This window comes from Actinoalloteichus fjordicus (assembly GCF_001941625.1).
In the GTDB taxonomy this organism is placed as follows: domain Bacteria; phylum Actinomycetota; class Actinomycetes; order Mycobacteriales; family Pseudonocardiaceae; genus Actinoalloteichus_A; species Actinoalloteichus_A fjordicus.
In genome coordinates this window covers 312355-324227 of record NZ_CP016076.1, presented here as the reverse complement: position 1 = coordinate 324227, position 11873 = coordinate 312355, and the positions used below count along the sequence as shown (strand labels likewise).

Here is an 11873-nt window from a genome sequence, read left to right as displayed (position 1 = left end):
GGCCGAAGGCAGGATTCGGCGGTTCTACAGCTTCACACTTCACGCCGGGTGCCCACCACTCGGGGGGTCGGCGGTCGAGACGGTCGGACGGCGCCTTCATACCGCCGCTGAGCAGGCATGACGAGCCGAAACGACCCGAAGAGAACTCGAGCAGTACGAGCCCGCTCACGCGCGGTGGGGCCGTGCGCGAGACTCCCACGACGGCGAGGACATCCGGTCAGGGCGGCGGGCGTGCCTCCCACGTTCGACGGACGACGCCCCGCCTCGACGAGACCCGGCCGAAAAGCGGGCGAGGGCGCCCGTGGGGACGCCCTCGCCGTGGTGCGACAGGATTCGAGACGGTGGTGACGCCGCCCGGGCCTCAGCCGCCGCAGGTCACGCGGGCCAGACCCCAGTCGGCGTAGTCCCACCAGTTCTCGTCGCCGCCGTCGGTGACGACCAGCCGCAGCGTCTCGGCGTCGTTGAGGTGGACGTCCATGTCGCGGGCGCCTTCTCCCGCGTGGACGACGCCGCTGTCCCAGACCTTCTCGTCGTCGGCCCACACCTGGAAGACCACGTCGCCGCCGTCGCCTCGGCCGTCGTCGGGCCGGTTCTGCGAAGACTGCGGAGCACGGTCGTCGACGCCGACCGAGGCGGCGAATCGCGTGCAGTTCTGGCCCAGGTGCACCACCGTCTCCGACGGGGCCATGGTGCCGAGGCCCTTGTCGTAACGGACGCCGTTCACAGTCAGCGGATGACCGTCACCCTCGCCGATCGCGCCATTGCTCAGGTCCCGCTCGACGGGGCCGATGCCGTTGGACGAGGAGAGGAACGGCAGGTCGGAGACGTACGACGTCCCGCTGGGCGCCTCGACGATCTCGATCGAGGCCTGTTCGCTGATCCTGCCTGCCTTGCTGCCTCGCCCGTACTCGGCGTCCACCGCGAAGTCGAGGACGTCGGACTGCTCGACGCCGTCCACCGGACTGAGTCGCCAGGTAGCCGACGCGGTCTCGCCTCGGCCGAGGTGCCGACGTCCCGACTCGGCGATGCGCTCGGCCGCCCAGCCCTCGGGCACGACCGGCTCCAGCCTGACGTGGATGAGCCGTCGGCTGCTCAGGTTGGCGAACTCGGCCGTCACCTCCACCGAGGCTCCGGGGGCGACGTGCTCGGAGACCGGGTCGACGCGCAGTCCCGCTGCCGGGAGCCTCGGGTCCACGGTCGGAATGACGAGGTCCTGCACCCACTCGTCGGCGGCGACGTCCCGAGCCCGGATACGGGCCCCGTCGGAGCCGAGGCTCACCTGAAGGACCTGCCGGTTGAGGACGGCCCCGGTGTTGACGGCGGTGAAGCCGTCCGGGTGGCCGCCGGGCACGGTGACCCGCCTCGCCCACTTGTCGTCCCGCAGCGAGGAGTGCGTGTGCGAGCTGAACAGCACCGCCTGCGGGTAGTCGCCGAGGACCTGCCGAAGCTCCTCGTCCTGGAGATGGAACTCGCCGGAGGTGCCGTCCGACGAGGTGACGGTGTCGTACAGCGGGTAATGGGTGAAGACGAAGGCCGGGCGCCCGTCGCGGGTGTGGTGGTCGAGCCGGGCACGGAGCCAGTCGAGCTGCTCGTCACTCAGATAGACGTGGTCGTCCAGGTTGGGGTCCTCCCACCACATCAGCCGCTCGGTGCCCAGCGCGAGCAGCGGAATCCCGTCGACGACCTGCTCCGCGTAGACCTCGTCCCGGCCCGCGAACGCGAAGAACGACTCGTACAGCTCCTCCTCGGTGAAGCCGTTCGGCCAGGAGGGCTGGCACAGGGCGGTCGGGGAGCACCACGCGGGCGCGTAGGCCTCGTGGTTGCCGATGCTGGACAGCGTGGTCTGCGGCCCGGGAGTCTCCGCGATGATGTCGGTGACCTCCTGGTACTCGAAGTCGTAACCCCGGTCGACGATGTCGCCGTTGATGACCAGTGCCTTCGAGTCCGGCGCCAGTTCGTGGGCTGCCTCCCGCACGTCCCGGAAGGCCTGCAGTCCGCCCTGAATGTCACTCATGACGTCGAAGGTCCCGACGGAGCTGTGGTCGGGGGTCCTCTCCCCGGCCGATGCCGATGCGGCGAGGCCGCCGCAGGCCACCAGCGCTGCGAGCGCGGCGGCGGTCCATCTGGTCTGTCTCACGGTGCGGCTCCCAGGCGAAGCGACGAAGTACACGTCCGTCCGGACGCGGCCACCACGATCAGCGACCCAGATGTACCGTCGATCACGCACCGAGGAAGCGCAGCCGCCGACCGGCGCAACAGCAGGTGAACGGCTGCTCGGCAGTGATCGCGTTCAGCCCCGTCTCACCTGGTGACGGCCGGGGAACGTCGCCGAGGAGCAGGCAGGAAGATCACCCGTTCGCCTTGTCTGCCGCACCTCGGCCGTACCGCCCCTGGACGGCGCAGCACCGCCTGGCAGGCCCGGCGGGATCGCGACGCTCGTCCGTAGTGATCACGAGTTCTCGATGCAAGGATGATCCCCACGACAGCGGGCGCAGGAGAGGCGATCATGAGCGACGGGCGGAACCTGGGCACGACTCGATCGGGAACGAGTCGGACGAGAACGCAGGCCAGAACCGTCAACCTCCGCGATCTGCCGATCAGACGCGACGACCGCGTCCTGCTGCGCGCCTGGCAGATCGATGATCTGCCTGCGATCACGGAAGCCGCCAGGGACCCCTACATCCCGCTGATCACCTCCATTCCGCCGGACTGCTCCCCCGCCGAAGGCTCGTTCTGGCTGCACCGCCAGTGGAACCAGGCGGCCGAAGGTCGCGGGCTCCCGCTGGCGATCGTCGATCAGGCGGTCGGTGAGGCGGTCGGAATGGTGACGCTCAACAGCATCGACTGGACGCATCGACGAGCCGCCGTCGGCTACTGGCTGCTGCCCCGCCACCGGGGACGCGGCCTGGTCACCTCGGCGGTCCGGCTGGTCGTCGAACTCGCTCGCGATCTCGACCTGCTCCGCGTCGAGGCCCTGGTGGAGGTCGACAACCAGGAGTCGCAGGCCGTCTGCCGGGCCACGGGGTTCAACGAGGAGGGCACGCTGCACTCCTATCTCCGCATCGGCGAGCACAACCGAGACATGATCATGTTCGCCCGCGTGCTGCCGGAGTCGTGACGACGCCGTCGATCCGCACGGAAGCCGAACACTGCACGGCCCGGAAACCGCCCGCTCGGGTAGCTGGGCAGGGCACGTCCCTACTCCGGACGCAGGCAAGACCGTCGGCTCAGACGCAGCAGGCCGCTCGGCAGGCAAGAATTCAGTCGACGCCCACGGTGTCATCGAGCTCAGCAGCCCGCCGACAGCCTCCACCGCGAGCCGATCCGCTCCTCTGCTGCGCGCCCTGTCCTACGCCTGGCCAGTCAGCAGGGCCCGGCCCCACCCCTAGCCGCAGATGCTCCGACGCGCCGTCGTCTCGCTGATCACGAGGCACGTGTGTGCCGCCTGCCGCAGAGACTCGGCCTCCGTGGAGAGCACGCACCCCAGCACGACACAGGCCCCTCCCGGAATCCGGGAAGGGCCTGGTCACTGCTGGAGCCGCCTAAGGGAATCGAACCCTTGACCTACGCATTACGAGTGCGTTGCTCTGGCCGACTGAGCTAAGGCGGCGAAGCACTCACAGTGTAGCGGCCTGCGGGCACCCGATGCGCCGGGGGGCCGCCGACCGCGATCAGCCCAGGCGGAGGGTGGTGACCATCGCCTCGATCGCGATTCTCGGCTTCACGTTGCGGGTCAGTGCCGTCCGACATTCGAGCACGGACTCGAGCCTGCGCAGGGTCGACTCGGGCGTCCAGGACGCGGCCGCCTGGCGGATGTCGGCCGCCCGGTCGGGATGATTGAGGGTCGCCTCGGCACCGCTGCTCGACACCAGGACGTCTCGGTAGAACGAGGCGAGGTCGATGAGCGCCTGGTCCAGCGAGTCGCGCTGCATCCTGGTCGACCGGGACTTCTGGCGCTTCTCCAGCTCCCGGATCGCGGCGTTGGCGCCCCGCCCGGCCGCAGCAGTCCCCTTGCCGGTCCCGCCGCCGCCCATCGCGGTGCGCAGCTCGTCCTTCTCGTTCTCGTTGCGGGCCTCGTTGACCGCCCCTGCCTCGGACTCCGCCGCCTTCACCAGGTCGTCCGCACAGCGGAACACGTCCGCAGGCTGTCGGAGCCCCAGCGGAATCGCCAGCACCGCCTCTCGGCGGGCTCGGGCGTCGGCGTCGGTGGCCAGCCGCCTGGCTCGGTCGACGTGGCCGCCGCACACCGAGGCCGCCCAGGCGGCGGTCTGGCCGTCGACGCCGTCGTGGTGGCGGAGCATCTTCTCCACTGCGGCCTGGGACGGGGTCCGCAGGTGTACGGACCGACACCGCGAACGGATCGTCACCGAGACGTCCTCGGGGTGGTCCGACGGCGCGCACAGCAGGAAGACAGTGCGCGACGCAGGCTCTTCCACGGCCTTGAGCAGGGCGTTCGCCGCGCCTTCCGTCAACCGGTCCGCGTCGGCGACCACCACGACCTGCCAGCGCCCGCTGGTGGGTCGTCTGGCGGCGGTCTGCACCAGGCCGCGCATCTCCGCGACCGAGATGGACAGCCCCTCTGGCACCACCAGTCGCAGGTCGGCGTGGGTGCCCGCCAGGACGGTCCGGCAGCCTGCGCACTCTCCGCAGCCGGGGGGATCGCCGCCGCCGACACACTGCAGGGCTGCGGCGAAGGCCCTCGCCACCGTCGCGCAGCCTGCGCCGGGCGGGCCGCTGAACAGCCAGGCATGCGTCATGGCTCCGGGCGGGGAACTCCGCCCTGCCACCTGGTCGGCGGCCGCCCGCGCCGCCGAGGCCAGCTCGATTGCCACCTCGGGCTGGCCGATCAGGTCAGCCCACACCCCGGAGTCCGGGGCGCTCCCGGCCTCGTCCTCGCTCGTCACTCAGCCACCCGTCCCCTCTCGCCAGGTCTGCGGCGCCGCGAACACCGACGGACGCGCACTCGGCCCTCATTATCGGCGAGCACCCCGACGCCGCCGGAGCGACCTCGTCATTCCGAGTTGCTGCCCGTGCCTCCGGTGCCCACGTCAGCGGGCCGGTCGCTCATCTCATGGCCGCGGCCACGGCCGAGACCGCGCTTCGCCCGCAGCATCGGCTCCAGCGCGGTGCGGACCCTGGCCGCGATCTCCGCTTCGGTCCCGTCGGCATCGACCACCACGTACCGATCGGGATTCGCGGCGGCCATCTCGGCGAGCAGGTTCTGCACCCGCCAGTGGTGATCGGCGCCGAGCTGCTGCTCCGCGCGCTGGTTCACGCCGACCTGTGCCGGATCGCGATCGAGCAACACCGTCACGTCGGCACGGAGCTTGCCCGTCGCCCACTCGGCGAGCCCTTCCAGGTCACGCTGGTCCAGACCGCCCGCAGCGCCGAAGTGTGCCAGCGGGCTGTCCACGTAGCGCTCCATCACCACCACGGCGCCGGAGTCCAGTGCGGGCCGGATCACCTGCTCGACGACGTCGCTGCGGACGGCGGCGGCGACCAGGGCGTGTGCTCGCGATCCGGTGAGTTCGACCGAGCCCAGCATCCGGCCGAGCCGCCCCTCGTCCAAGGCGGGATCGTTGGCGAGGACGACATGGTCGTCGAAGGACTGCAACCAGTCGGTGAGGTGCTTGGTCTGGGTCGCCGTGTCGACCGCGGCGTCTCCTTCGATGGTGATCAGCAGGCCGACTCCCTTGCGGCGGCCGCCGCTGCGGAACGCCTCGCGCAGGTCGGCCATGATCGGCTGATCCCGCCGGTCGTCCATCTGCCGGTAGGCCAGCACGCCCAGCCCCACGGCGACGAGCCCGGCGCCGAACAGGATCGGCCGGGTGGCGTCCACCTGCACCTGGGTGCCGAAGAAGTCCAGGGAACGCTGGCCGAGGATGCCGATCAGCACCGGAACCAGGGTCAGCGCGCCGAACATCACGATGCGCAGCAGCGACTGCACCACCGCGACCGTGCGGCCGCGGATCTCGTCCTCGACCTGCGTGCCGACGATCGTGAGGCCGGTCAGGAAGGCCACCCCCGCCGAGGCGCCCACCAACGGCACCACGGCCAGTGAGATCCCCAGATGCGGCGCGAGGGCCACCGGGATCAGTGCCAGTCCCGCGCAGACGATCGCACTGCCGAACAACCGGTTGTGCGGCACCCGCTGGGCCAGTTTCGGCGACACCGCCATGCCGAGCGCCAGGCCGACGAACACCGCGCTGAACAGCATCCCGTAACCGGCGTCGCCTGCGGAGAGACTCTGGGAGTAGAGGTTCGACGTACCGACCACGGCGCCTGCGGCCGCCATCGCACCGATGATGCCGAGCACCAGGCCCCGGATCAGCGGCGTGGTGCCGATGAACTGGATTCCGTCCCGCAGCATCCGCAGCACGCCGGGGCGTTTCCCTGCGCCGTCGACGTGCATCGCCGTCGCGCCGCCGACGGCCCGCTTCGCAGCGCCGTCCACGGCCGCATTCGCTGCTTCGCCTGCCGTCGTGGTGACGTCGTCGACGACGACGTTCTTGGCCCGTCGCCCCGAGATCTCGGGAATCCGGGTGGCCACCACGATGGCGGAGGTGAGGAACGCGAGACTGTTGATGAACATCGCCGTGTAGACGGTGGTGGTGGAGTTCAACGAGAGGTTGAAGAGGGTGCCCACCGAGGAGAGCAGCGTGAACACCCCGGTCGCGGTGATGACGGAGACGCCATAGGTCATCGCCAGGCTCAGCTGGTTGGCCGTCTCGACCTGGTCCGGCCTGCGCAGCAGGTTGGGGATCGAGGACTCCTTGGCGGGAATCCAGAACAGGGAGCACATCTCGATCAGGAAGATCGCGACGAAGAGCCACCACAGTTCGCCGACGAGCGGGATCGACAGCATGATCCCCGCACGGAGGATGTCGCAGGTCACCATCACCTTGCGACGGTCGAACCGGTCGGCGAGCGTGCCTGCCAGCGGCGCCAGCACCATCGCGGGCAGCAGCTTCATCGCGACGACGCCGCCGAAGGCGAAGCTCTGGGCGGTGTAGCTCTCGGTCAGGTGAGTCGCGAGTGCCGTCTGCGCCAGCAGGGCGAGCCAGTCACCCATGCTGCAGATCGCCGAGACGATCCACAGTCTGCGGAATGCCGGAATCGCCAGGACTCCGCGTACCCGACGAACGGTGGACGAACCGGGATTCGAGGACTGCGGCACACCGTTGGTCGAGGCCTCCGCCGGGTTCCCGCTGATCCTGACCACCCCCGTTTCCCGTATCTCCACCATCGACCGGAGCCAAGCCTAGCCGGATTAGTTGATCTTGTTATTCGATTGCTCTCGTTAGAGTTGTGAGCTACCCCGACGAGCGCGCAACTTGACACACAGTATCCGCTGGAGCAGCCGGATCTGCTGAGAGCCGCCCCGACCTCACCGGAAGCCTGATGTCGGCCCCGAACAGCACGCAAGCGCCCAACGCAGAGGGTGAGCACTGTTCGTCGGCTGGCCAGTCTGACGCCGGGTGCAGGACATCTCGCAGAAAGGCTGAAGACCCGGAAAGTCAGCAGACGACCTCAGGCAGGAAGCGAACCGCGACTTCATGATCACTTCACCGGTCGTCCGGTCTGCTATTCACCAGTCCGATTTCAGCCGGCGAAGAGCAGAAGGAAGATCATCGCGATGACGCCCAGTGCGACTGCGGCGACCACCAGCCAGCCGACACCCTGATCCGCCGCTCGCCCCGGCGTGAGTCGTTGAGCTCGCGCGAGGAGCCCGCCGCCATCGGGCACCACCGGCGGGGCGGCGATGTGCCGCGCACCTCGCCCGGCGGCCGTTCTCGACGTCGAGTGTGACGACCCGATACCCCAGCTCGGCCCCGCCTCCGCGAACTCCGGCCGGGGCGGCGGAGCCACGACGGGTGGCACCACCACCCGACGGTGTCCCGCGCCGGTCGACATCGACGCAGGAGCCAGCCCGCCCACCGCGTCGGGGAACACCCCTGGCGGCGGAATGGCCTGCGTTCCGTCGGGTCCGGACAGTGCATCGAGACTCGCCACGGGAAACTCCCTGGTCATCACCGTGTGCATACCGCCCGTCAACGGTACGCCCGATCGAGCCCGCCACGCGAGGGCAGACCGCAGCCTCGTCAGCTCTTCGTCGAACTCCGAGGGGAGCCCTTCGGAGCACTCTTCGGGGCACTCTTCGCTGCGGGCTTGCGCTTCGTTCGCTTCGTCGTGCCGCCCTTGGCTCGCCGCTCGGCCAGGAGTTCACCCGCTCGCTCATCGCTGAGCGTCTCCACCGCATCGCCCTTGCGCAACGAGGCGTTGGTCTCGCCGTCGGTCACATAGGGGCCGAACCGGCCGTCCTTGACCACCATCGGCTTGCCCGTCGCCGGGTCCGCACCCAGCTCCCGCAGCGGCGGGATGGCCGTCGCCGTCCGCCTGCCCCGCTTCTTGGGCTCGGCGTAGATCTTGCGAGCCTCGTCCAAGGTGACCGTGAACATCTGATCCTCGGTCTCCAGCGAACGCGAGTCGGTGCCCCGCTTCAGATACGGTCCGTAACGGCCGTTCTGCGCGGTGATCTCCTCGCCCGAATCCGGATCGACCCCGACCACCCGGGGGAGAGAGAGCAGCTTCAGCGCCTCCTCCAACGACACCGTCTCCACCGTCATCGACTTCAACAGCGACCCGGTGCGCGGCTTGCCCTTGGTCCCCTCCGGCAGCAGCTCGGTCACGTAGGGCCCGTAGCGGCCTTCCTTCGCGACGATGTCATGACCGTTGACCGGATCGGTGCCCAGCGTCCGACCCTCCATCGGGGTGGCGAAGAGCTTCTCCGCGATCTCGGGAGTCAGTTCGTCCGGGGGCAGGTCGTCCGGCAGGTTCGCCCGCTGCTGCTCGCCGGACTCCCCTTCGGCGTTCTCTGCTGCTCGTTCCAGATACGGACCGTAACGGCCGACACGGACCACCACCGTCCGACCGGAGGAGTCGGCGAACATCGGGATCGAGTTGACCTCACGAGCGTCGATCTGCTCGACGCTGGAGCCGACGAGCTTCTTCAGCCCGCCCGCCCGGCCGATCGAGTCTTCCGGGCCGACGTCGCCGCCGAAGTAGAAGCCGGACAGCCAACCCGTGCGGTCCTGGCGGCCCGCCGCGATGCCGTCGAGCTCGTCTTCGAGAGCGGCGGTGAAGTCGTAGTCCACCAGCCTGCCGAAGTGCCGCTCCAACAGCGCGACCACGGCGAAGGCCACCCAGGAGGGCACCAGGGCGGAGCCCTTCTTCCAGACGTACCCACGGTCCTGAACGGTGCTGATGATCGAGGCATAGGTGGAGGGCCTGCCGATCCCCAGCTCCTCCAGGGTCTTCACCAGGCTGGCCTCCGTGTAGCGGGGAGGCGGGTTGGTGCTGTGTCCCTCCGGCTTGAGCTCTGCTGCGGTGACCTGCTGATCGACGGTGAGCACCGGCAGCCTGCGCTCGGCATCGTCCGCCTCGCCGCCCGCCTCGGAGTCCACCGACTCGACATAGGCCTTCAGGAAGCCCGCGAAGGTGATCGTGCGGCCGGAGGAGGCGAACGTGCACTCCTCACCCGTCGCGGCCGATCCGCGGATGCGGACGCTCATGGTCGTGCCCTTGGCGTCGGCCATCTGGGAGGCGATGGTCCGCTGCCAGATCAGCTCGTACAGCCGGAACTCGTCGGTCTCCAGCTCCTTCGCCACGGCACCGGGAGTGCGGAAGACCTCACCCGCCGGACGAATCGCCTCGTGCGCCTCCTGGGCGTTCTTCACCTTGCGGGTGTACTGGCGAGGCTTCGGCGAGACGTACTCCGCGCCGTACAGCTCGGTGGCCTGCGACATCGCCGCCGAGATCGCCGTGTCCGACAGCGTCGTGGAGTCGGTTCGCATATAGGTGATGTAGCCGTTCTCGTAGAGGCGCTGCGCGGTGCGCATCGTCCGCTCTGCCGAGAACCGCAACTTGCGGCCCGCCTCCTGCTGCAGCGTCGAGGTCATGAACGGCGCGTACGGCTTGCGGGTGTAGGGCTTCTCCTCGACTGCGGCGACCTGTAGCGCGACGTCGGCCAGCGCCGAGGCGAGTCCGCGAGCGGTCGCCTCGTCGAGGACTCGGACGCCCTCGGACTTCGCCCGGCCGTCGGAGCCGAAGTCACGACCGGTCGCGATGCGGTCGCCGTCGACCGCGACGAGCCGCGCAGAGAAGGTGCGCGGCGTGACCGCCTCGCCACCGTCCAGAACCGCCGCGACGTCCCAGTACGACGCCGAGACGAAGCGCAGGCGCTCCCGCTCCCGCTCCACCACGACACGGGTGGCCACCGACTGCACCCGCCCGGCGGACAGCTTCGGCATCACCTTCTTCCAGAGCACCGGGCTGACCTCGTAGCCGTAGAGCCGGTCGAGGATCCGCCGCGTCTCCTGGGCGTCCACCAGGTACTGGTCGAGATCGCGGGGGTTCTCCGCCGCCGCTCTGATCGCGGGCTCGGTGATCTCGTGGAAGACCATCCGCCGGACCGGGACCTTCGGCTTGAGTGCCTGCAACAGGTGCCAGGCGATGGCCTCGCCCTCCCGGTCGCCGTCCGTCGCGAGATACAGCTCGTCGACGCCCTTGAGCGCGTCCCGCAGCTCGGCCACCGTGGACTTCTTGTCCGGCGTGACGATGTAGAGGGGCTCGAAGTCGTTGTCGACGTCCACGCCGAGGCGTGCCCACGGTTGGCCCTTGTACTTCGCAGGCACGTCGGCGGCGCCGCGTGGCAGGTCTCGGATGTGCCCCCGCGAGGACTCGACGATGAAACCGCCGCCGAGGTAAGAGGAGATCTTGCGCGCCTTCGCAGGCGACTCGACGATCACCAGCCGACGACCCCCTGAGCCGTCGGCGCCGCCCTTCCTCGCCCGTGTCGACCCTGCCACGCTCTCCCGCTCTCTACCCAGACGGCCGATCTGTGCGACCCGCCTACCGTGCTCGTTGTCAAGGCGTTCGTGTCCAGCCTCGGACTCGCCAGTGTGCACCGACAAGTACTCCCACCGCTGCCCAGGGTGACGTACCCGCACCCGGTTGCGCTCGATCTCGGGTGTTCAACGGGTGTGAGGCGCAGCATGTTCCATCGTCACCTTAAGTGACGATGGCACGGTCGGCGGCGCGTCGTCCACCCGGCGGAGGCGGCTCACCCTCTCACGCCGTGGGCCAGGAACGCAGCACCTCGTCCACATCGCCGACCCCGGTCGGCACGGAGCCGACGAGCTCGGCGAGCCGCGCAAGACGGCGTCGACCCGTGACACGCAGTGCCGGACCGCCTGCCCGCGTGCCGAGCAGACTGGCTGGCAGACCGCTGCGAGCAAGGGCCTGGGCGATGGGGCCGTGCGTGTCGGGCACCTGGGGATCGAGGCCGAGCAGATAGCCGCTGCCGTCCCGCCTGCCTGCGGCGGCAGCCCACACGCGCAACGCGGGACCGTGCAGTTCCAGCCCCGCCGGAACCGACTTCATCGCCCCGCGCAGCCAGCGACCGGCCAGCCCGGCGAGGTCGGTGCGAAAGGCCGTGCGGAGCAGTGGGCGTCCCTCGTCAGACCGGCCCAGTTCCACGTCGACCCCGCGAGCCAGGCACAGCAGACGCAGCTCCCGCACTCGCCATTCCTCCTCGGTGATCACCGAGATCCTGGCGGCGGTGCCATGGCCGAAGCCGACGGTCTGCCCCTGCGCGCACAACAGCCCGCCGAGATCGGCGATCCTCGGTGGCCTGGCCTCCGCAGAGAAGAAGGACAACTGAGCCTGCGGCACGCCGACAGAGTAGAACAGTCGTTCGAGATTGAGAACCCGCAGCACCCGATCAGTCACCGTGGGTGCTCATCCCCGCACGGCAGGCGACGGCAGGCCCGTCTCCGATGAAACTCGAAGACGGGCCTGCCGTGGTCGATCCC

The 11873-nt window shown here is 69.6% G+C and carries 7 protein-coding genes and 1 tRNA gene; 1 reads left to right on the top strand and 7 read right to left on the bottom strand.

The window, feature by feature from the left end; genetic code table 11:
• Nucleotides 1–361: 361 nt before the first annotated feature.
• Nucleotides 362–2137 (bottom strand): NPCBM/NEW2 domain-containing protein, encoded by a 1776-nt coding sequence (locus UA74_RS01440; protein ID WP_075738197.1) that lies wholly within the window; start codon nt 2135–2137, stop codon nt 362–364.
• A gap of 369 nt (nt 2138–2506) precedes the next feature.
• On the opposite strand from UA74_RS01440, the gene UA74_RS01435 reads away from it, so the two are divergent.
• Nucleotides 2507–3118, top strand: coding sequence for a GNAT family N-acetyltransferase (locus UA74_RS01435; RefSeq protein ID WP_198042898.1), 612 nt, complete (start codon nt 2507–2509; stop codon nt 3116–3118).
• 415 nt (nt 3119–3533) lie between these two features.
• On the opposite strand, the gene UA74_RS01430 is transcribed toward UA74_RS01435, so the two are convergent.
• The 6 genes from UA74_RS01430 to UA74_RS01405 all read right to left on the bottom strand — a co-directional run bounded on the left by UA74_RS01430 (nt 3534) and on the right by UA74_RS01405 (nt 11790).
• Nucleotides 3534–3610 (bottom strand) — tRNA-Thr (locus UA74_RS01430).
• 61 nt (nt 3611–3671) lie between these two features.
• Nucleotides 3672–4904 carry a DNA polymerase III subunit delta' gene (locus UA74_RS01425; RefSeq protein ID WP_075738193.1) on the bottom strand — a complete coding sequence of 411 codons (1233 nt, stop codon included), beginning with the start codon at nt 4902–4904 and terminating at the stop codon, nt 3672–3674.
• A 107-nt stretch (nt 4905–5011) separates the two neighbouring features.
• Nucleotides 5012–7246: a bifunctional MFS transporter/dTMP kinase gene (locus UA74_RS01420; protein ID WP_083682843.1), complete on the bottom strand. Its 2235-nt coding sequence runs from the start codon at nt 7244–7246 to the stop codon at nt 5012–5014.
• 356 nt (nt 7247–7602) lie between these two features.
• The gene (locus UA74_RS01415) at nt 7603–8031 is read right to left on the bottom strand and encodes a hypothetical protein (protein ID WP_157433934.1); all 429 of its coding nucleotides are present in this window, start codon (nt 8029–8031) and stop codon (nt 7603–7605) included.
• A 71-nt stretch (nt 8032–8102) separates the two neighbouring features.
• Nucleotides 8103–10868, bottom strand: a complete 2766-nt coding sequence (gene topA / locus UA74_RS01410) for a type I DNA topoisomerase (protein WP_075738189.1) — start codon at nt 10866–10868, stop codon at nt 8103–8105.
• Nucleotides 10869–11130: 262 nt separating this feature from the next.
• On the bottom strand, nt 11131–11790 hold the full coding sequence (locus UA74_RS01405) for a hypothetical protein (RefSeq protein WP_232237593.1): 660 nt from the start codon (nt 11788–11790) through the stop codon (nt 11131–11133).
• Between the last annotated feature and the right edge of the window lie 83 nt (nt 11791–11873).